The organism is Kribbella monticola (assembly GCF_003261635.1).
GTDB classification, from domain to species: domain Bacteria; phylum Actinomycetota; class Actinomycetes; order Propionibacteriales; family Kribbellaceae; genus Kribbella; species Kribbella monticola.
Window position 1 is genome coordinate 76,451 of record NZ_QFXK01000037.1, and the last position, 20,155, is coordinate 96,605.

Consider the following 20,155-nt stretch of genomic DNA (forward strand, 5'->3'; position numbering starts at 1 on the left):
AGGCGCTCTGTTCAGCCTGTGACGCTGGGACGACCTGTTTCCAGGTGGCCGGTGAGGCGGCGGCGGTAGGTGGGGTCTTCGGCGGTGGTGACCTCGACGTCGTACCAGCCGTGGTCGGTGGGCCAGGTGAGGGTGCGGAGGTGCCGGCCGCGGAGGTGTTCGTTGAGTGTGCGGCCGCCGTAGCCGCGGGCCTTGAGCTTCACGGTCAGCGGTTTGGTGCCGGTGTTCTCGAGCTCCACGTGCAGGGAGCTTCCGGCACGGCTGATCCGTACGTCGAGACCCGCTGCGACGCCGTCGGTCGAGCCGGCCAGCTCGACCCAGAAGCGGTTCGGTCCTTGAACGGAGAGCTCGTACGGACCGGACACCGCGATGTCGCGGAAGAGTTGTCCGCGGACGTCGACGTGGGCCGGCGCGGGCAGCTCACCGCCGTACGGATAGATGGTGAAGTGCGCGGCCTGGTCCGCTTTGTTGCCCAATCGCAGTTTCAGCTTGCCATCGGCAACAAAGCCCGAAACCGACGGCTGATAAGGCAGAGCGCGAGCCGGACGCCGACCGGGCTCCTGCAGCGGCAGGGCCTGGGTGGTGGGCGGAGTCGGCTTCCAGCGGCTGACCGGAGCCGGTACCGGACCGGGTGCGTCGACCGTCGGCTGACGGTACGACTTCGTGAAGTCGAACGCCGACAGCAGGTCGCCGCAGACTGTCCTGCGCCACGAGCTGATGTTCGGTTCCCGTACCCCCGTCCAGCGCTCCAGGAACTGGATCACCGAGGTGTGGTCGGCGACCTGCGAGTTCACGTGGCCGCCGACGGTCCACGGCGACACGACGGTCATCGGCACGCGCGGGCCGAGACCGATCGGCCGCCCGGAGTACCAGTCGTCGCCCTCACCCGAGGCGGGCCGCGGGGCGACGGGCGGCGGGACGTGGTCGAAGTACCCGTCGTTCTCGTCGAAGTTGATCAGCAGCACGGTCTTCGACCAGGTCTCCGGATCCGAGGCGATCGCGTCGAGCAGGTCGTAGACGAGGTTCGCACTGCCGACCGGTGTCGACACGCTCGGGTGCTCGGAGTCGACTGCCGACGGGACCAGCCAGCTGACCTGGGGTAGCTTGCCGGCCTGGATGCCCGCGCGTACCCGGCGTACGAGTGACTCCGGCTCGCTGCGGTACATCGCCTGGTAGAACAGCTTCTGGTCCTTGGCCGGCTGCAACGCGACAGCAGCCTTCAGTTGAGCGAGCGCCTCGGCCCGCTCGGCCGGAGTCTTGTCGAACAACCGGTCGTAGAACTCCTCGGTGGTCCGGTAGCCACCCGGAACGGTACTGAGGATCCGGTGCCCGAGCTCCTTGAAAGTCTTGAAGTACTCGACGGCGTTGTCGGTGAAGTTGTCCCATTCCTGGTAGATCTGCCAGGACACCCCGGCCGCTTCCAGCCGTTCCGGGTACGCCGTCCACTCGTAGCCGGCGTGGTCGTAGTCGTACGCCGCGTTGGTGACCGCGCGCTGCGTAGTACCCGGTTCGTAGCCGGTCGTACCGGACCACAGGTAGTTCCGGTTCGGGTTGGTCGAGCCGTTCACCGAGCAGTGGTAGGCGTCGAGGATCGTGAAGGTCTCGGCCAACTCGTACTGCATCGGGATGTCGCGACGCTCGTAGTGCGTCATCGTGGCGGCGGTCTTGGCCTGCACCCAGTCGTCGTTCCAGCCGTTGTTCCAGGCCTGGGTCGCGTCACCGAAGCCGTGCGCGAGCGCGCCGAGGTACTGAATGTCGTCCGCCTTCCGGCCCGCGTCGGCGGCGGCCTGGCGGATCGAGAACGGGAGCACCTCGCCGCCGCCGGTGACCGGCTGCCGGAAGACCGGCTTGCCGTTGCGAAGGCGGAGCGGCTGACGGTCGCCGTACCCGCGCACGCCGCGCAGCGTGCCGTAGTAGTGGTCGAACGAGCGGTTCTCCTGCATCAGGACGATCACGTGCTCGACAGCCCGCAGGCCGCCCGGTCGCATCGGTTGGGCCATCGCGGTGTGCAGCGACGGTGGGAGCAGCGAGAGCGCTGCCCCACCGGCAGCTGAACCAAGCACGAGACGGCGGGAGATCTCAGTCATGCGTCGGACGCTAATTCACCATCACAGCCTGGCGGGATGGCTGTGAGCGTTGATTCGCCTGAAGTTCACGCGCCCGTACTGCGGGGCGCTGACACCGTGTCGGCGAAGTCACCTCACGCATTCGTGGTGCGTCGGGCGAGGACCGCGTCGTGGAGGTTGGTGAGGGTGGTTTCGGTGGTGTCCCAACCCATGCAGGCGTCGGTGATCGACTGGCCGTAGGTGAGTTCGCGGGTCGGGTCGAGATCCTGGCGGCCCTCGACCAGGAAGGATTCCAGCATCACGCCGACGACCGCCTTGTTGCCATTGGCAACCTGTTCGCCGATCTCGGTGGCGACCTCGGGCTGACGGCGGTGGTCCTTGCGGCTATTCCCGTGGCTCGCGTCGATGACGACCCGCTCGGGCAGACCGGCCTTGCGGAGCAGTTCTTGAGCACCCGCGACGGAGTCGGCGTCGTAGTTCGGGCCGGCGTCCGAGCCACGCAGTACGAGATGGCAGTCGGGGTTGCCGCGGGTGTGCAGGATCGCGGGCGCGCCGTCGTGGTCGATGCCGGTGAAGACGTGCGGTACGGCGGCCGCCTTGATCGCGTCGACCGCGGTACCGATGCTGCCGTCGGGCCGGTTCTTCATCCCGATCGGCATCGACAGGCCGGACGACAACTGCCGGTGCACCTGGCTCTCGACGGTCCGCGCGCCGATGGCACCCCAGCCGACGGTGTCCGCGATGTACTGCGGCGTGATCGGGTCGAGGAACTCGCAACCGACCGGGAGCCCTTGGGCCAGTACTTCGAGCAGCAGGGCGCGGGCGGTGCGGAGGCCCTTGTTCACATCGCCGCTGCCGTCGAGGCCGGGGTCGTTGATCAGGCCCTTCCAGCCGAGGGTGGAGCGCGGCTTCTCGAAGTACACGCGCATCACCACGAGCAGGCCGTCGGAGAGTCGCTCGGCGATCGGCTTCAGGCGCTCGGCGTACTCGAGGGCGGCCTTGGCGTCATGGACGGAACAAGGGCCGACGACAACCAATAGGCGGTCGTCGGTGCCGTTGAGGACGTTCGTGACGGCCTGTCTTTGCGCGACGACCGCCTCGGCGAGGCTGTTGCTCAGCGGGAGTTCGTCGTGCAGGGCCAGCGGGGTGATCAGGGGGACGGTTTTCTCGATCCGTCTGTCCACGACCGCTGGTGGGGTGGCCTGCGTGGGGAGGGTGTTCATCGGTGGGGACCTTTCCGCCGGACTTCCGCGGTCGATCCCGTGGTCAGCGCCGGCTGCGAATGAGAAAAGGCAAGGACGGATGTCCTTGCCTCGAGCCGGCTGGGTGGATCTTGTCAGGCGTCAGCGATCGGCTGAGTCGCCCGGCACCACAGCCGGCCACTCAAAAAATCGCCAATAGCAACGCTTCACGCCCGAAACGATAGCACCCACCCAGCAACGCACATCCCCAACGCCCCCGCCTTCCCTGCCCCAGCCCTCGCCTGTTGGCTCCCCTTCGTCTCCCGCCTTCCCTCAGGTCAGCCAACAGCCCACCCGCCTTTGGCGGTCGTGAGTAACCGGGGGTGTTCGTTCGTCGTTGAGGGTCGCAACGACATGTTGATGTTCTAAGGGGTGCAGTGAGGCCGCGAACGTTCGAACTGGTCAGGTACCACGACCTCAGTGGGGTCTCGGGGACCGGTGTGGTGGCCGAGGGTTGCGTGTTCACCGACGGCTCGGTGGCGCTGCGCTGGCGGGGCAACAATCCCGCGACTGCGGTGTGGCCCGATCTCGACTCGGTGCTCGCGGTGCACGGGCATCACGGCGCGACCGAGGTCCGCTGGCTCGAGCCCGAGCGGCCGGAGCCGGACATCGACCAACTGTTCGGCACCTCCCACACCGTCCGCCCACCGACCGGCATCGCCGATCCCGCCGGCCTTCCGGCACCCCACCCCCGCGGCTGGGCCGCCGCCCGCCACCTCCGCTGACCCGCCGCCCTCCGATCCCGCCACCTCCGCTGACCCGCCGCCCTCCGATCCCACCGCCTCCGCCGGCCCGTCCGCTCGGCGGAGCAACCGACCCGCCGTACCACCGACCGCAGTACCACCAACCGCACGGGAGCCACCGCCATGGACCTCACTGCCGATCGGCCGCGCCTGCTGCCCACCCTCGACCCGTCCTGGACGACACCACTGGGCAACCAGCGGTTCGGGACTTTGTCAGGTAGAACTGGGCTCGTGACACAGATCTACCTGGTCCGGCACGGTGAGCCGGACTACACGCCCGTCGACAGCCGGGGCTGGCCCGGTATGGCGGCCGACACCGCGCCGCTCAGCCCCGACGGCGCCAAGCAGGCCGAAGCCGTCGCGGACCTGCTCAGCGGCATCGGCGCGACGTACCTGGTCACCTCACCGTTCACCCGGGCACTGCAGAGCGCCGCGATCATCGGCCACCGCCTCGCGCTCGGCGTACGGGTCGACTACGACCTGCGCGACTGGCTCCCGGACAGCACGGGCTCCTGGCGCGGCGCGGCCGACGTACGGGCTGCTCGGGCGGAGTTCGACGAGTACGGCGGGGAGTGGCCGGAGGGGATCCGGCGGCCCTGGGAGCCACTGTCGCGGGTACGTGAGCGCGCGCGGGCTGCGCTGGCCCGGCATACGGCGAGCACGGACGGCCCGGTGCTGGCGATCACGCACGCCTTGGTGATCGAGGCGCTCACCGGCGTACCGAACACGGCGCACGGCACCCACGAGTACTACCGCTACGACCCGGCCGACGACGCCTGAGCGCTATTCTCGACCGGTGCCTGCCGACGGTTCAGCCGAGTCCGTGGCCGCGTCGTCGGCTCTGGAACGCGCCGGCCGCGTAGCGCCACCACTGGCCGCAGTACTCGCGGTGATTGCACTGGGCGGCGTGGTCGGGTCCCTGGCGCGCTACGGGCTCGCTGAGGCGTTCCCGCACGGTGCCGGGAGCTTCCCGTGGGCGACGTTCGGCACGAACGCTCTCGGGTGCTTCCTCATCGGCGTACTGCTCGCGACGCTCACACCGCTGTCGCACCCTTTGCTGCGGCCGTTTCTGGGGACGGGGATCCTCGGTGGGTTCACCACCTTCTCGACCTTCGCTGTGGACACGGATCGCTTGTTGCCGGACCACGTGGTCGTGGCGTTGTTGTACTTCTTCGGGACGGTGTTGACGGCTCTCGTCGCGACGGTTCTCGGTGAGCTGGCAGCCAAGGCCGTACGCCGGTGAACCTGCTGCTGATCGCCGCCGGAGCCGCAGTAGGCGCTCCCCTGCGCTACCTGACCGACAAGCACCTCGTACACCGGCTACTGGTCGGCACCACCACCGGTACGCCGTTCCCGTGGGGCACCCTGACGGTGAACGTCCTCGGCAGCTTCGTCCTCGGCCTGATGACCGGCACCACTAACCACCCGATCACCCTCCTGATCGGCGTCGGCTTCTGCGGCGCCTTCACGACGTACAGCACCTTCGCCGCCGAAACCACCGCCCTAGCGACCACCGGCCACCTCACCAAGGCAGTCCTCAACGTGGCCCTGAATCTCGCAGCGGGGCTCGCCGCCGCAATCCTCGGTGCCGCACTCACCTAGCCGTACGACGACCTGGTGGGTCCAGCGCCCGACCTAGGAGGGCGCGGCGTGGGCGGAAAGCTACCGGTGGACGGCGGTTACCAGGGCGTCTACGGCTTCGGCGAGGCTGGCGACCCAGCCGGTGGGGGTGCCCAGGGCTTGCCAGCCGGGGCCGCCTATGACGAGGGAGTAGGACGGGCGGGTGCGGGCGAGGGTTTGGAGCGCCTCGGCGTCGGCGGTTCGGGGGGCGCTGGACCAGATGAAGACGGCGGCCGGGCGGATTCGGCGTACGGCGGCCGACAGGGAGCTGATCGGGGTCGCCGCGCCGAGGGTTTGCACGCGTACGCCTCGCTCGGCCAACGCAGCCGCCAGTGCGAGCAGAGGCAGCGCGTGGTCCTCCAGCTCAAGACATGCCAGTACTACGGGGCGCGTGCTCTCGTCCGGCTTGTGGCGCTCGACTGCTCGGCGGGTGTGGTACCTCAGGCCGCCGGCGACCGCGTCGGAGGCCAGGTGCTCGACCTCGATGCATTTGCCGGTTCGCGCCCACTGGTCGCCGACGCCGACCAGCAGCGGCACCAGCCTGCTGGTCCAGGCCTCGACGGCGCCGGACCGGTCGAGGCTGCGGGCGATCTCGTGGGTCAGTCGCATGCCGTCCATCTCGTTCGCGAGCTGGAACAGGTCGGCCGCCTCGACCGGCTTGGCGGCGCGGGGCCGACGGAGGAGGGTGCGGGGGCCTTCGGCAACGGAAGTGGCCGATGTCACATTGGGTGATCGCACGGGGTAGATCCGGTCACGAACGGTCGAGGCGGCCTCGGCGGTCGGGACACCGGAGTTCACCAGTTTGACCATCGCCCGGAGCCGGGCGAGATCTTCCGGGCTGTACCGGCGATGACCGCCTGCCGAGCGTGCGCTCGGGCTCAATCCGTACCGCCGCTCCCAGCTTCGCAGGGTGGGTGCGGCGATCCCGAGGCGTCGGGCGGCCGCGCTGACGGTGAGCGTTTCGGAGTCGGTCGGCACGTCGTTCATGATGCCTGCCCCGCGCCTCCGGACGGCAGAAATCGCCACTTGCTGATAACAACTCGACCGAGTTTCGAGACAACAAGGGTTGAACTACGCATGAGTTGAGCATAGTTTTCACCGAGCGCCCGTCCGCGCTCACGGTGAGTCAAGGAGGTTGCCATGTCGAGAGGGATGCCTCGCCTACCCCGCCCGCTCATGGATCTGTGGGACTGGCAGTCGCAGGCCGCGTGCCGCGACGTCAACCCGGAGCTGTTCTTCTCCCCCGAATCGGAGCGTGGCGTTCGCAAACGCGCTCGCGAGATGGTGGCCAAGTCGCTCTGCGGTACCTGTCCGGTCCAGCCCGAGTGCCGTCAGCACGCTCTCTCCGTCGGAGAGCCGTACGGCGTCTGGGGTGGCACCACGGAATCCGAGCGGGACAACGTGGTACTTGCCGAACACAGGAAGTCCGCCTGACGGCCCGCGCGGGAAGCGGCACTCCGGTGCCCCAGTAGACCCTCCCGGGTCCGGTTGCTCGGCCAGAGCAGCCGGACCCGGGCCCCCACCACCGGCCGACATCAAACCCCGGAAATTCCGGGGCGGTAGTGCGGCGGTGAGTGGAATCGATGCCAGGCAGAGCGTTCGATGACCCGCGCCGGCTGCCGGCGCGGGTCATGGCGAAGCGTCGGGTCAGGTCGAGCGGGTGAGGCCGCGGGAGCGCAGTACGGAGTTCTCCAGCGGCCGGAAGACCAGCAGTTCGATGCCCACCCCGACCACGAAGATCAAGATGATGCCGGCGAAGACCAGCGAGATGTCCGACAGCGACATGCCGTTGTGCAGGTACTGACCGAGGCCTTCGCCCAGGTCGGGCGAGGTCGCGATCAGTTCGGCCGCCATCAGCGAGCGCCAGGAGAACGCCCAGCCCTGCTTCAGCCCGCCCAGGAAGCCCGGCAGCGCGGCCGGCAGCAGGATGTACCTGATCCCGCCGAGCCGCGAAGCTCCGAGGGCCTGGCCGACGCGCGGCAGGATCGGCGGCACCTGGTCGAGACCGGACACCAGGCCGTTCGCGATCGACGGTACGGCGCCGAGCAGGACGACCCAGTAGATCGCGCGGTCGTTCAGGCCGAACCAGAGGATCGCCGCGGGCACCCACGCCACCGAGGGCAGGCTCTGCAGACCCGACACGAGCGGACCGATGCCGCGCCGGACCACCTTGAGGTTCGCGATCGCGAGGCCGAGCGGCACCGCGATCACCAGCGAGATGGCGAACCCGATCACGGCCCGGTGCACCGAGACCCAGAACAGGTCCACGATCTTGCCGGTGGTGACGAGGCTCCAGATGTTGGCCCAGACCGCCGACGGCGCCGGGAGCTTGTACTCCTCCCAGATCGCCGCCGCCCAGAGTGCCTGCCAGATCCCGATCATCAGCGCGATCGCGACGACCGGCGGCAGTACCCGGGCCGCGAGTCGCTTGGCCACCGCTGCCGGGCCGGTCGCCCGCTCGGACAGCGGCGTGTCGAGGGCATCCAGGCCGGCTCCGACGGACTCGGCGTCGGCCCGTGCGACCCGCTCCTCCAGGCTCGCCTCAGGCTGCATGACTGCTGATCACCCTTCGCAGCTCGGCGTTGATCTCGTCGACCGTCGACACCTCGGACCCGCCGGTGAGACCGTCGACGTTCCACTCCCGGACGACGCGACCCGGCCGCGACGACAGCAGGACGACGCGCTGCCCGAGCCGGACGGCCTCGCGGACGTCATGGGTGACGAAGAGGATCGCCGTACCGGTGGCTCGCCAGATTCGTAGGAGTTCGGCCTGGAGTACGTCGCGGGTGATCGCGTCGAGGGCCGAGAAGGGCTCGTCCATCAACAGCAGCGACGGTTTTTGCGCGTCGCCGTTGGAGGTGTGGTCGGCCGTCGAGGCCAGCGCGCGGGCCAGAGCAACGCGCTGACGCATGCCGCCGGACAGTTCGTGCGGCCGCTTGCCACCCAGTCCACCAAGGCGGACCAGGTCGAGCAGGGCGGCTGCCTTGCGCCGGCGCTCGGAGCGGCCGACTCCGGCCATCCGCAGCGGCAGCTCGACATTGCCGGCGGCGGTGAGCCAGGGCATCAGCGCCGGCTCCTGGAACACCACGGCCGGCCGGGACGAGCTGAGGTCGATCGTCCCGGACGACGCGTTGTCCAACCCGGCGACCAGGTTGAGCAGCGTCGTCTTCCCACAGCCCGAGGCCCCGAGAAGGCAGACGAACTCACCGGCCTCGACCTGGAGATTCACCTGGTCCAGAGCGACGACGGACTGCTTGCCGTTGCCGAACACCTTGCCGACGCCGTCGAACCGGACGGCTTGCTGAGCTTCGGTACGAACCCGTTGTGCCTCGACTGTCGCGGTCATGTTCGCCTGCCTCTCGATGGCTCCGGGTCCTACTTCTTGTCCAGGCCGGCGGGGTCGACCTCCGGCTTACCCGCGGCTTTCAGTACTTCGTTCAGCAGCGTCAGGTTGGCGAAGCCGGCCACGTCCGGGGCGTCCTTGGCGATGCCGGCGGTGACCTGATCCTTGGCCAGCTGCGGGAAGTCGGCCGCGACCGGGTCGGCGGTGAGCTCGATCTTGCTGAACGCGCGCTCGATCACCGGAGCCTTCAGCGCCTTGCCGGTCAGGCTGAGCAGTTGCGCGTTGACCGTCTTCTCGGCGGTGGCCTTGTCGGCCGTCCCGGCGTCGATCGCGGCGACCAGGCCGGCCAGCAACGCCTTCACCGTGGCCGGGTGCTCCTGCAGGAACTGGGTCCGGACGATCAGGACCGTGGTCGGGAACTTGCCGCCCGGCCACAGCTCGGCCTCGTCGACGAGCACCTTCGCGCCGGCATCCAGGATCAGCCGCGACGACCAGGGCTCGGGCAGCCAGGCGCCGTCGACCTCACCCTTCTTGAAGGCGTCCAGGGTGGCGGCGTTCTCGAGGTTGGTGACCTTCACCTTGCCGGTCAGGTTCTTACCGGCCAGCCACTTCTTCAGCGACACGTCCTGGGTGTTGCCGAGCTGCGGCGTCGCGATCGTCTTGCCGGCCAGGTCCTCGGGCTTGGTGATGGTCGGCTTGACCACGAACTGGGCACCACCCGACACGGTGCCGGCGATTAGCCGTACCGCGTCGCCCTTGGACTTGGCGTAGGCGTTGATCGCCGGGCCGGAGCCGATGAACGAGGCGTCGAGCGAGCCGCCGAGCAGCGCGGTGACCGCCTCCGGGCCGGCGTTGAACTTGGTCGGCACCAGCTTCGTGCTGCCGAGTTCCTTGGCGAACAAGCCCTCGCCGAGCCCGATCAGGGCCGGTGCGTGGGTCACGTTCGGGAAGTACCCGAGCCTCAGCTCGGTGGCCGCCCCCTTGTCGGCAACCGGTGCCGCGTCGTCGCTGGCCTTGTCGGCGCGCGAGCAGCCGGCCGCGACCAGCAGCGCGACGGCGACAGCGGCGGCCGCGACCAGGCGCGGAGTACGAGTGAAGTGCTTCATTCGGCGGATCCTTCGGTCTCAACGAGACGCGCCGTCTGACCGGCCCGTCCCGTCTGTGCGATCGGAAGAGATTGGGCCGAGGTCCCCCCTGGGCTACCGCTCTCGACCTTGAGTAAACAGCAGAAATTGAACCAACTCAATAGCCTTAGAGCGCATTGCTGTCCGCTTCGTGAGACGAGGCAGGCCGGTTTTGGACAGGAATCGACGCGCTGTCACCACAACCGCACAGAAATGCCGATCAGCCCGTCCGGATATCGGAGACGGGCTGGTCGGGCAGAGGCGATCAGCCGCGCGGACCCTCGTCCGGCTTGGCGTCGTCGACCGGCGTCTCGCTGTCGGCAGGATCCGGTTCCGGCGCGGGCTCCGGCTCGGCCTTGGCGGCCGGCGTGGTCGGCGTGCCCGGCGCGGTCGGGGGGCCCGGGCGCTCCGGCTTGTCGTCCGCGGCGGGGTGGTTGGACAGCCGCGGGTCGCGGAACGGCTCCAGTGAGGCGAGGAAGTCCGGGTCGTCGTCCGGGGCCAGTGGGCGCGAACTGGTGCGCTTCGGCGCGGGACGGGTCACGGCGACCTGCTGACGGTCGTAGTACCGGACCATCAGCAGCCAGACGATCGGGCCGGCAAACGGGACGAAAACGATCAACAGGATCCATACCAGCTTGGGCAGGTAGGGCACGTCTTCGTCCCGCGTCTGGATGCAGGAGAACAACGCATAGATGGTGAGCGCCAGGCTGATCAGGAAAGGCAGATAACGAGCCACACCCCCACAGTACGGCTCCCCCGCACGCCGCGTCGCCGAACCGCTCCGAACCTCGCACCGATCAACTCGCCGATCGGCTCCGAACACCTGCCGACAACGCGGGTCCGGCCGCCCGGTCACCCCGGGCGCCGACGGAGGGATGATCGTTAAATTGTTCAGAACTTATGCACCGGTGAGGCTTTGAAGCATGAACGGTCAACGCCGAGCCGTCGCGGTCCTCGGGTCCGGTATCGCCGGCCTGACGGCGGCCCACGTCCTCAGCCGGACCGACGACGTCACGCTTTTCGAAGCCGATGACCGTCCCGGCGGTCATGCCCATACCCACGACGTCACCGACTCGGCCGGCCACGCGCTGCGGATCGACACCGGCTTCATCGTGCACAACGAGCGCACCTACCCGAACCTGCTCCGCTTGTTCGCCGAGCTCGGGATCCGCACCCAGCCGACCGAGATGAGCATGAGCGTGCACTGCGACGGCTGCGGCCTCGAGTACGCCGGTGGTCGCGGCGCCGGCGCGTTGTTCAGCCAGTGGCGGCGGACTCTCGATCCGCGCTTCCTGCGGATGCTGGCCGAGGTGCCGCGGTTCCATCGGGAGGCACGGGCCGTGCTCGCGGCCGGGGACGACACGCTGACCTGGGGCGACTTCCTGCGCGACCGGAAGTTCTCGCCGTACTTCGTGTGGCACTTCGCCGTACCGCTGGTGTCGTGCGTCTGGTCCGCCGGTTCGGCCGACGCCATGCTCTACCCGGCCCGCTATCTGTTCCGCTTCCTCGAGCATCACGGCATGCTGACCGTCGGCGGCTCGCCACGCTGGCGAACCGTCACAGGTGGTTCGCGCTCGTACGTCGATGCCGTTGTAGCCCAGATCAGCACAGTGCTGACCTCGACGCCCGTCCGCACCGTACTGCGGCACGACGACGGGGTGGAGGTGGTCACAGCCGACGGCCGCAGTACTGAGTTCGACCGCGTCGTCGTGGCTACGCATGCCGACACCGCGCTGGACCTGCTCGGCGACGCGACTCCTGAGGAGAAGACGCTCCTGGGCGCCTTCCGGTACTCGGGCAACCCGACCTGGTTGCACACCGACAGCTCGGTGCTGCCGGAGTCCGCCAGAGCACGGTCCTCCTGGAACTACCGGATGCGCGGCTGCCAGACCGACGAGCCACAGGTCCTCGTCAGCTACTGGATGAACCGTCTGCAAGGACTGGACTCGCCGGACGAACACCTGGTCACGCTGAACCCTGAGGGCTGGGTCGACCCGGCCACCGCAGTACGGCGGATGGACTACGCGCACCCGGTGTTCACTCCCGAGTCGGTGGCTGCAGCTCCGGTACTGCGTACTGCCGGTGGCCCGCGTCTTGCTTTCGCTGGAGCCCACCTCGGCTGGGGTTTCCACGAGGACGGGTGCCGCTCGGGCGTCGAAGCCGCCGAAAGGCTCGGCGGCTCATGGTGAAGCCGGAGCTGCCGGTGTTGCCTGCCGTCGTACCGGGCCGGGTCAGTCATACGCGGCGGGTTCCACTGCGCCACCGGTTCGCCTACCGCACGTACCAGTGGCTCGTGGATGTCGACGAGGTTCCGCGTCACGGCGTACTGGCGTCCTTCTCCCCTGCTGACCATCTCGGATCACCGGACTGCACTCTGCGCGAGAACGTGGCTGCCGTCGCTGCAGCACACGATGTGGTGCTCGAGCAGGACGACCGAGTGCTGATGCTGGCGAACGCCCGCAGCCTCGGCTACGTCTTCGATCCGCTCAGCGTCTTCTGGTGTCTCAAGTCGACCGGTGAGCTGCGCTGCGTCGTACTGGAGATCCACAACACCTACGGCGAGAGGCATGCGCAACTGGCCCTGCCGGACGACAGCGGACGCTTCTCACTCGGCAAGGAGTTCTACGTCTCGCCGTTCTTCACAGTGCACGGCCGGTACGACGTGGTGCTCCGACTGACTCCCGAGAAGGTGACAGTGGCGATCGACCTCGTGCAGGACGACGTACGAGTGTTCACGGCCGCCTTCAGTGGACAGCCACGCACGGCCAGCAGCAAGGCCGTTCTTGCCGCAGCCCTGCGCACTCCCCTGGTGACGTACCAGGTATGGGCCCTGATCCGCCTGCACGGCATAGGCCTGTGGCTGCGCCGGCTTCCCGTGGTTCCGCGCCGACCGCACATTCCTCCGAAGGGAGTCTGATGAGCACGCTGCAACTCGTGGAGACCGACCGCTGGCCAGGCATCGCCCGTACGCCGAACAGCCCGGTGCGGGCCGCGGTCGCGCGGCAGATCCTGCGCCGGGCGGTCCGCGACCTCCCGATCGTCGTCCTGCTGCCCGACGGCACCCGGCTCGGCTCGGGTGGCATCGGCGCACCCGTGATGGAGGTCGTCTCCGAGGCGTTCTTCCACCGGATCGGGGCCCACCTGAAGATCGGCTTCGGGGAGGCCTACATGGCCGGCGACTGGCGGGCGGATCGTAGTACCGATCTCGCGGACCTGCTGACGGTCTTCGCGAGTCGGCTGACTGACCTCGTTCCGCCTGTGCTGCAACGGTTCCGGAAGCTGATCGAACCGCGGCTCGCCGAGCAGAACGACCGGGCCGGCGCACGGCAGAACATCGCCCGGCACTACGACCTGTCGAACGAGCTCTTCGCCGCCTTCCTCGATCCGACGATGAGCTACTCGTCCGCCTGGTTCTCCCCGGCCGACGACGACCTGGAGTCCGCTCAGCTCCGCAAGATCGACGGGATCCTGGACCTCGCTGGCGTGCGGACGGGATCGCGGGTGCTCGAGATCGGGACCGGTTGGGGACAGCTCGCGATCCAGGCGGCGCAGCGAGGCGCGACCGTCACCTCGATCACGCTGTCCGCCGAGCAGCGCGACCTGGCTCGCAAGCGGATCGCCGAGGCCGGCGTCGACGCGACCGTCGAGCTCCGCGACTACCGCGAGACCGAGGGACAGTACGACGCGGTGGTCAGCGTGGAGATGATCGAGGCGGTCGGCGAACAGTACTGGCCGGCGTACTTCGCGACGATCGACCGCCTGCTGGCTCCGGGCGGCCGGTTCGGACTGCAGTCGATCACGATGCCGCACGACCGGTTGTTGGCCACCCGGCACGCGCAGGGCTGGATCCACAAGTACATCTTCCCGGGCGGTCTCATCCCATCGCTGACCGCGATCGAGCAGATCGCCTCGACGGCCGGCGGGCTCGTGGTCGAGACCCGGCGCGATCTGGGGGCCGACTACGCCCGCACCCTGCAGTTGTGGCGGGAGCGGTTCGTCGCGCAGGCTCCCGCGGTGGCGAATCTGGGCTTCGACGCCGTTTTCCGGCGGATGTGGGAGTTCTATCTGGCCTACTCCGAAGCAGGCTTCCGGGCCGGCTACCTCGGCGTTTCCCAACTGGCCCTGGTCAGGAGCTGACCCCATGGATCTCGCCGGGCGGAAAGTCTGGATCATCGGTGCTTCGACGGGGATCGGCGCGGCGCTCGCCTCCGAGCTCGCCGACCGGGGTGCGGCGGTGGCCGTTTCCGCCCGGCGGGTGGACGGGTTGCAAACGGTCGCCGGTGACCGGATGGCGGTGGTGCCGCTCGACATCACCGACGCCGACCGGGTGCCGCACGCCCTGGCCGAGGTCGTCGACGCGCTGGGTGGGCTCGACATCGTCGTACTGAGCGCGGGCTACTGGAAGCAGATGGGCGAGGACTTCGACGTCGAGTCGTTCCACCGGCATCTCGACGTGAACCTCGGTGGCTTCGCGAACTGCCTCGGCGCGGTGATCCCGTACCTGCGCGAGCGTGGCGCGGGGATGATCGTCGGGATCTCGTCTGTCGCGGGGTATCGCGGGCTGCCCGGTTCCGAGGCGTACGGCGCGACGAAGGCCGCGCAGATCAATCTGCTGGAGGCGCTGCGGGTACGGCTGCGCCCCGACGGGATCGACGTACTGACCGTGTGTCCCGGGTTCGTCGAGACCGAGATGACCGAGCAGAACACGTTCCCGATGCCGTTCATCGTGTCGGCTCCCGCTGCGGCCCGGGCAATCGCGGACGGAATGGCGAAGCAGTCGGCGCGGATCGTCTTCCCGTGGCAGATGGCTTGGCTGATGAAGGCGGCCAAGCTGGTTCCCGACCGGCTTTGGGCGTTGGCTCTCACTCCTCGGTCGTAGCTGACCGGATCCGGTCGCGGGTGTTGCGTTGGATCGTGCCCGGTACGTACCGTCCTGCGGGATTGTGCCGACTCGAGAGCAGGAGCCTGCCCGATGGCCGAACTGACCGATGACGGCTGGACCGCTGGTGGACCGCTGGCGGTGACCAGGCCCACGGTCGAGTACGCCGAGGAGCCGCTGGGCACCGATGTCGACCGGCCCCGGTTGGCCTGGATCGCCACGGCACCCGGCTACGGCGCCACCCAGTCGGCGTACCAGGTCGTCGTCGCCTCCTCGGCAGAACTCGCCGCGGCCGGCACCGGGGACGTCTGGGACTCGGGGCAGGTGTCGTCGGACGCGTTCCGGATCACGTACGACGGGCCTGCACTGGCGCCCCGGACTCGCTATCACTGGTCCGTCCGGCTGTGGGACGGGCTGGACCGGGTTGGGCCCTGGAGCCGGCCGACCTGGTTCGAGACCGGGCTGCGGGAGGAAGGGTTCGGCGCCGAGTGGATCGGCGCCGGGACCGAGGCGGCTCCCCTGCTTCGCCGTACATTCTCTGTTGATCGGCCGGTGGAACGCGCCCGCCTGTACGTGAGTGGGCTGGCGTATGCCGAGCTGCGATTGAACGGTCGCCGCGTCGGCGACGCCGTCCTCGATCCGGGCTTCACCGACTACGACGAGACCGTGCTCTATGTGACTCATGACGTCACCGACCTCGTCCAAGCGGGCGAGAACGTCGTCGGTGCCGAACTGGGCCGCGGGTTCTACGGCATGACGACGCCGAACGTCTGGCGCTGGCACCAGGCGCCCTGGACCGGCGACCCCAGATTGCTGGCCCGCTTGGTGATCACGCACACGGACGGCACCGAGACCGCGCTGGTCTCAGACGGGTCGTGGCGCGTGACGAGCGGACCGACGGTCTCGGATTCCCTGTATGCCGGGGAGACCTACGACGCGCGACTGGCGTTGCCGGGATGGGATGGACCCGGCTTCGACGATGCGGCCTGGTCCGACGCCGTCGTACTGGCTGCTCCGCGGGGTGTCGTGCGTGCACAGGAACACGAGCCGATCCGGGTGATCGAAGAGGTCGCGCCGGTCGAGCTCACCGCGCCGCGGGACGGCGTACAAGTCGTCGACTTCGGGCGGACCACGGCCGGCTGGGTGCGGCTCAGGGTCAGCGCGCCGGCCGGTACGAAGGTCACCTTGCTGTACGGCGAGACGCTGTTGCCGGACGGAACGGTGTCGGCGGTCAACCGGCATGTCGAGGGCGGCCGGTTCCAGCTGGACGAATACGTTGCTGCTGGCAACGGAGTCGAGGAATGGGAGCCGCGCTTCTCGTACAAGGGTTTCCGCTACGTGCAGGTCGAGGGCGCGGCCGCCGAACTGACCCTGCGGGTGGCGCATTCGGAAGTCCGCTCGGTCAGCCGGTTCCATGCGAGCGCGCCGCTGTACGAGCAGATCGAGCAGGCAATGCGGCGGACCGTGCTCAGCAACCTGCACGGCATCCCGACCGATACCCCCGCCTTCGAGAAGAACGGCTGGACCGGCGACGCGCAGGTCGGCGCACCGACGATGGCCGGCCAGCTCGACCTGGCCCGGTTCTTCACCAAGTGGCTCGGCGATCTGCGCGACAGCCAGCACGACGACGGGCAACTGCCGGTGATCGTGCCGAGTGCGGGCTGGGGTTTCGAGGAGCTCTCCCCCGCGACCGAGTGGTCCACTGTCTACCCGTTCCTCCTCCGCGAGATGCACCGCTGGTACGGCGACGACCGCCTCCTGTCGGAGCACTGGGAGCCCGTACTGCGCTACCTCGACTGGGAGCTCGCCCGGGTCGAAGACGGGCTCTCGCTGAGCGTCCTCGGGGACTGGATCCCACCGGGTTACCCGGCCGGCCCGCCACCTGAGGACCGACGGCTCACCGGTACGGCGTACCTGTACCGCGCGTTGCTCGCGGCCGTCGAGATCGGTGAACTCCTCGGCCGATCCGAGGCAGTCGAGCGATTGCGGAAGTCGGCGGAATTGCTGGCCGATGCCTTCAACCGGGACTTCCTGGATCGATCGGCCGGGCTCTACCGGACCACGAAGGATCCCGACTACCGGCAGACCTCGAACGCGGTGCCGCTCGCTTTCGGGCTCGTCCCCGACGATCAGGTGGAACGGGTGGTGGCGAACCTGGTCGCTGATGTCGAGGCGCGCGGGTTCCACCTGAACACCGGGTGCCTCGGCGTCGGGCTGCTGTTGCCGGTACTCACGGCGTACGGGCACAGCGATGTCGCGGCGAAGATCGCGTTGCAGCGGACGTATCCGAGTTGGGGGTACTGGTTCGACCAGGGCGCCGACACGATGTGGGAGATGTGGGAGACCGACACCCGGTCGCGCAACCACTACTTCCAGGGGACGGTCACGCAATGGCTGTTGGAGAACGTTGCCGGTCTGCGGAATCTCGCGAACGGCTGGGAGCGCATTCTCGTCCGGCCGGACGCCCGGGATCAGGTCGATTCGGCTTCCCTGCGGATGGATACCGTGCGCGGCCGGGTCTCGGTGTCGTGGCGACGGATCGGGCGGGTGTTCCACCTCGAAGTCCAGGTGCCGGTGGGATCGACGGCAACGATCCATGTGCCGTCAGCGGGTGACGTGACCGCAGTACCGGCTCCGTACGCCGGGGAGCCTTCCGTGACGGACGGCTACGCGATCTTCACGGTGGGGTCGGGGCACTGGTCCTTCACGAGCCGGACTTCGTGAAGATCAGGTCGCGGCAGATGCGCCCCTCGGCGTGGGCGCGGCGCTCGAACTTGGTGACCGGGCGCCAGTCGGGCCGTGGGGCCCAGTCGGCGTACTGGTTGGCGAGCAACGGTTCCGCCGTACAGATCTCCAGCATGCGGTCGGCGTAGTCTGCCCAGTCCGTTGCCAGATGCAACGTTCCGCCCGGGACCAGGCGCGACGCGATCAACCGAACGAACGGCGCGGTGACGAGGCGCCGCTTGTGGTGCCGCTTCTTCGGCCAGGGATCGGGAAAATAGATCCGTACGCCGTGCAGCGAATCCGGTGCCAGGTGGTCGCGGAGGAAGTCGAGCGCGTCGCCCTTCAGCAGGCGGACGTTGGTGAGTTCGTGCTTCTCCACCCACAACATCAGCTGACCGAGACCGGCCGGGTAGACCTCGGCGGCGAGGTGGTTGACCTCCGGGCTGTCGAGCGCGAGCTGGGCGGTCGCGTCGCCCATACCGGTCCCGATCTCGAGAATCGTCGGCGCCTGCCGCCCGAACCACTCGGCCAGGTCGACCTGCCCCTCGATCTCCTCGAGTCGCCGGCCGAGCCCGTCCCAGTTCGTCCGCCAGACCCGTTCCTGCCCGACCGTCATCCGAACACTCCGCCGGACATGACTGAACACCCCAGCCTGCCGAACCAGTTCCCCCGTCTCCACCCCCCAACCCTAAACGCCCGCCCACCCGGCCCTCGCGGGGAGGGCCGGGTGGGTAGCCGGGATCAGTTGGCGATCCAGGTGAGGCCTAGGTGTTTGACGGTTTGGGGGCCGGCGATGCCGTTGGCGTCCGCGCCGGTCCAGCCCTGGGCGTGCTGGAACTTCTCCACCGCGCCGCGGGTGCCGTCGAGGTAGTTGCCGGTCGGCTTGGGGGCACCGATCGACAGGCCGTGGCGGATCAGCGCGAGTTGCAGGTTCCAGACGCTGTCGGAGTCCAGTTGGCCCAGGTGCATCTTCGACGCGAAGACCTTCCCGTCCTGCCGGAACCCCGGCGCCGACGCGTTGCCCGCCACCTTTGCGATGCCGGCCATCTTCGCGTGGCCCGCCTCCAACGGCAGGTCCCGGCCCTGCAGCACCGTGCTCCAGCCGAGCCACTTCGCGTGACTCCACTTCTCGGTGATCCGCGACAACGGCACCAGATCGATCCGGTCGGGCTTCACGATGTCGTTGCTCGCGATGTACGGCACGTCGCCGCGGTACTCGATCACGATCGCGACGTGTCCCTCGTCCGACGGGCCGTGCCAGAAACACGGTGCACCGATCGGCGGCCGCTTGTCCGAGTGCCGGTCGATCGCCGGGATCGAGTTCCACTCCAGTTGCGCCGACCCGTCCTGCGCCGGCAGGTCCCACGCCGTACGGACGAACACGAGGCACTTCCGCCGCCAACCGGTCGCGCCTTTCTTCCCCTTCGCCCACTCGGCGGCTTTCGTTGCTGTTCTCATGACGTTCCCCCTGGCTCGGGGCCGTCCACCCTGGACGACCCACAAGACCAGCGTCGGCCGCCACCTTCAGAAACCCTTAAGGCAACGCCTCACCGCGCGGCCCGGCCGCCGGTCGCTCACCAACACGAGCCGGGCGACTCAGAGGTCGATCTGCAGGGTGTGCCCGGTTTCGAGATACGTCTTCAGGTTGGCCAGGATCGGGCCCCAGCCGTTGCGCCAGCCCTCGACCTGGTCGGCGTCGATCCGGTCGTGGACGACCTGCAGCTTGACCACCTTCGGCCCGGCCGGCTCGATCGTGAACGTCACCCGGCCCGGCTCGTCGTCGCGGCGTTCCTCCAGGAACTCGTTCTTGAAGGTGTACGCGAGCGTCTTCGGTTCGTCGTACACCAGCACCTCGCCGGAATCGGTCAGGCTGTCGTCGGCGCTGTCGTAGAACCGCACCGGCGAGCCGACCTTCCAGTCCGACTCGATCCGCCGGCCGAACCAGTACAGCTTGGTGAAGGCGCCCGAGGTGAGCGCTGCCCACAACTTCTCCGGCGTCGTCTCGATGTAGGTGACGTGCACCATCGCAGGGTTGTTCATGATTCCTCCTCCAAGGCCGCCTTCAGCGCACTGAGGGCGCGCAGCTTGTCCTTTTCGTAGTTGCTGATCCAGCGCTCGGCGATCTCGTTGATCGGCACCGGGTTCAGGTAGTGGTACTTGTGCCGCCCCCGCCGCATCGTCACCACCAGCCCGGCCTCCTCGAGCAGCCGCAGATGCTTGGTGACGCCCTGCCGGGTCAGCTCGGACAACTCGTCACACAGCTCGCTCAGCGTCTGCCCGTTCCGCTCCCGCAAGGCATCCAGCAACTGCCGCCGCCCCGCATCGGCCAGCGCCTTGAACACCAGATCCACGCCCCCACCATAGGCAACCAAAAGGTTGCCTGTCAATCGGTACTGCGCCCCGCCGGGCGTCGCG

The 20,155-nt window shown here is 68.6% G+C and carries 21 protein-coding genes; 10 read left to right on the forward strand and 11 right to left on the reverse strand.

Annotation, left to right across the window (positions count from 1 at the left end):
- Positions 1-11: 11 nt before the first annotated feature.
- Positions 12-2,087, reverse strand: coding sequence for a phosphocholine-specific phospholipase C (locus DIZ26_RS29985; protein ID WP_112247646.1), 2,076 nt, complete (start codon positions 2,085-2,087; stop codon positions 12-14).
- A gap of 113 nt (positions 2,088-2,200) precedes the next feature.
- Positions 2,201-3,289 carry a 3-deoxy-7-phosphoheptulonate synthase gene (locus DIZ26_RS29990; RefSeq protein ID WP_112247647.1) on the reverse strand — a complete coding sequence of 363 codons (1,089 nt, stop codon included), beginning with the start codon at positions 3,287-3,289 and terminating at the stop codon, positions 2,201-2,203.
- Between the two features lie 395 nt (positions 3,290-3,684).
- Here DIZ26_RS29990 and DIZ26_RS29995 point away from each other — a divergent pair, with 395 nt between their 5' ends.
- The 4 genes from DIZ26_RS29995 to crcB all read left to right on the forward strand — a co-directional run bounded on the left by DIZ26_RS29995 (position 3,685) and on the right by crcB (position 5,652).
- The gene (locus tag DIZ26_RS29995; protein WP_112247649.1) at positions 3,685-4,032 is read left to right on the forward strand and encodes a hypothetical protein; all 348 of its coding nucleotides are present in this window, start codon (positions 3,685-3,687) and stop codon (positions 4,030-4,032) included.
- A 141-nt stretch (positions 4,033-4,173) separates the two neighbouring features.
- A complete protein-coding gene (locus DIZ26_RS30000) occupies positions 4,174-4,830 on the forward strand; it encodes a histidine phosphatase family protein (RefSeq protein ID WP_232828692.1) in 657 nt (218 codons plus the stop codon).
- A gap of 16 nt (positions 4,831-4,846) precedes the next feature.
- A complete protein-coding gene (locus DIZ26_RS30005; RefSeq protein ID WP_232828693.1) occupies positions 4,847-5,293 on the forward strand; it encodes a fluoride efflux transporter FluC in 447 nt (148 codons plus the stop codon).
- A complete protein-coding gene (gene crcB / locus DIZ26_RS30010; RefSeq protein ID WP_112247651.1) occupies positions 5,290-5,652 on the forward strand; it encodes a fluoride efflux transporter CrcB in 363 nt (120 codons plus the stop codon). The genes DIZ26_RS30005 and crcB overlap by 4 nt, the downstream gene beginning before the upstream one ends.
- 60 nt (positions 5,653-5,712) lie before the next feature.
- Here crcB and DIZ26_RS30015 read toward each other — a convergent pair whose 3' ends face one another.
- A complete protein-coding gene (locus tag DIZ26_RS30015) occupies positions 5,713-6,657 on the reverse strand; it encodes a MerR family transcriptional regulator (protein ID WP_112247653.1) in 945 nt (314 codons plus the stop codon).
- 153 nt (positions 6,658-6,810) lie between these two features.
- Between DIZ26_RS30015 and DIZ26_RS30020 the strand changes: the two genes are divergently transcribed.
- Entirely contained in the window at positions 6,811-7,104 is a 294-nt protein-coding gene (locus DIZ26_RS30020) for a WhiB family transcriptional regulator (RefSeq protein ID WP_012920258.1), read from the forward strand.
- Positions 7,105-7,317: 213 nt separating this feature from the next.
- Here DIZ26_RS30020 and DIZ26_RS30025 read toward each other — a convergent pair whose 3' ends face one another.
- The 4 genes from DIZ26_RS30025 to DIZ26_RS30040 all read right to left on the reverse strand — a co-directional run bounded on the left by DIZ26_RS30025 (position 7,318) and on the right by DIZ26_RS30040 (position 10,873).
- A complete protein-coding gene (locus tag DIZ26_RS30025) occupies positions 7,318-8,223 on the reverse strand; it encodes an ABC transporter permease (RefSeq protein ID WP_112247657.1) in 906 nt (301 codons plus the stop codon).
- On the reverse strand, positions 8,213-9,016 hold the full coding sequence (locus DIZ26_RS30030; protein WP_112247659.1) for an ABC transporter ATP-binding protein: 804 nt from the start codon (positions 9,014-9,016) through the stop codon (positions 8,213-8,215). The genes DIZ26_RS30025 and DIZ26_RS30030 overlap by 11 nt, the downstream gene beginning before the upstream one ends.
- Before the next feature lie 29 nt (positions 9,017-9,045).
- Positions 9,046-10,119 carry an ABC transporter substrate-binding protein gene (locus DIZ26_RS30035; protein ID WP_112247661.1) on the reverse strand — a complete coding sequence of 358 codons (1,074 nt, stop codon included), beginning with the start codon at positions 10,117-10,119 and terminating at the stop codon, positions 9,046-9,048.
- Between the two features lie 283 nt (positions 10,120-10,402).
- Positions 10,403-10,873 (reverse strand): PLD nuclease N-terminal domain-containing protein, encoded by a 471-nt coding sequence (locus tag DIZ26_RS30040; RefSeq protein WP_112247663.1) that lies wholly within the window; start codon positions 10,871-10,873, stop codon positions 10,403-10,405.
- Between the two features lie 187 nt (positions 10,874-11,060).
- Here DIZ26_RS30040 and DIZ26_RS30045 point away from each other — a divergent pair, with 187 nt between their 5' ends.
- From DIZ26_RS30045 to DIZ26_RS30065, 5 genes are all read left to right on the forward strand, one after another.
- The gene (locus tag DIZ26_RS30045; RefSeq protein ID WP_112247665.1) at positions 11,061-12,326 is read left to right on the forward strand and encodes an NAD(P)/FAD-dependent oxidoreductase; all 1,266 of its coding nucleotides are present in this window, start codon (positions 11,061-11,063) and stop codon (positions 12,324-12,326) included.
- Complete coding sequence (locus DIZ26_RS30050; RefSeq protein ID WP_112247667.1) at positions 12,320-13,054, forward strand: DUF1365 domain-containing protein; 735 nt, start codon at positions 12,320-12,322, stop codon at positions 13,052-13,054. The genes DIZ26_RS30045 and DIZ26_RS30050 overlap by 7 nt, the downstream gene beginning before the upstream one ends.
- Positions 13,054-14,274, forward strand: a complete 1,221-nt coding sequence (locus tag DIZ26_RS30055; protein WP_198676358.1) for an SAM-dependent methyltransferase — start codon at positions 13,054-13,056, stop codon at positions 14,272-14,274. Before DIZ26_RS30050 ends, DIZ26_RS30055 begins: the two co-directional genes overlap by 1 nt.
- A gap of 4 nt (positions 14,275-14,278) precedes the next feature.
- On the forward strand, positions 14,279-15,016 hold the full coding sequence (locus DIZ26_RS30060; protein WP_112247671.1) for an SDR family NAD(P)-dependent oxidoreductase: 738 nt from the start codon (positions 14,279-14,281) through the stop codon (positions 15,014-15,016).
- A gap of 93 nt (positions 15,017-15,109) precedes the next feature.
- Entirely contained in the window at positions 15,110-17,740 is a 2,631-nt protein-coding gene (locus DIZ26_RS30065; RefSeq protein ID WP_112247673.1) for a family 78 glycoside hydrolase catalytic domain, read from the forward strand.
- On the opposite strand, the gene trmB is transcribed toward DIZ26_RS30065, so the two are convergent.
- The 4 genes from trmB to DIZ26_RS30085 form a co-directional block, all read right to left on the reverse strand.
- Entirely contained in the window at positions 17,721-18,356 is a 636-nt protein-coding gene (gene trmB, locus DIZ26_RS30070; RefSeq protein WP_232828694.1) for a tRNA (guanosine(46)-N7)-methyltransferase TrmB, read from the reverse strand. The two genes, DIZ26_RS30065 and trmB, sit on opposite strands and share 20 nt — an antisense overlap.
- Positions 18,357-18,481: 125 nt before the next feature.
- On the reverse strand, positions 18,482-19,198 hold the full coding sequence (locus DIZ26_RS38030; RefSeq protein WP_198676359.1) for a peptidoglycan-binding domain-containing protein: 717 nt from the start codon (positions 19,196-19,198) through the stop codon (positions 18,482-18,484).
- Positions 19,199-19,336: 138 nt separating this feature from the next.
- The gene (locus DIZ26_RS30080) at positions 19,337-19,780 is read right to left on the reverse strand and encodes an SRPBCC family protein (protein WP_112247677.1); all 444 of its coding nucleotides are present in this window, start codon (positions 19,778-19,780) and stop codon (positions 19,337-19,339) included.
- Positions 19,777-20,091, reverse strand: a complete 315-nt coding sequence (locus DIZ26_RS30085; protein ID WP_112247679.1) for an ArsR/SmtB family transcription factor — start codon at positions 20,089-20,091, stop codon at positions 19,777-19,779. Before DIZ26_RS30085 ends, DIZ26_RS30080 begins: the two co-directional genes overlap by 4 nt.
- Positions 20,092-20,155 lie beyond the last annotated feature (64 nt).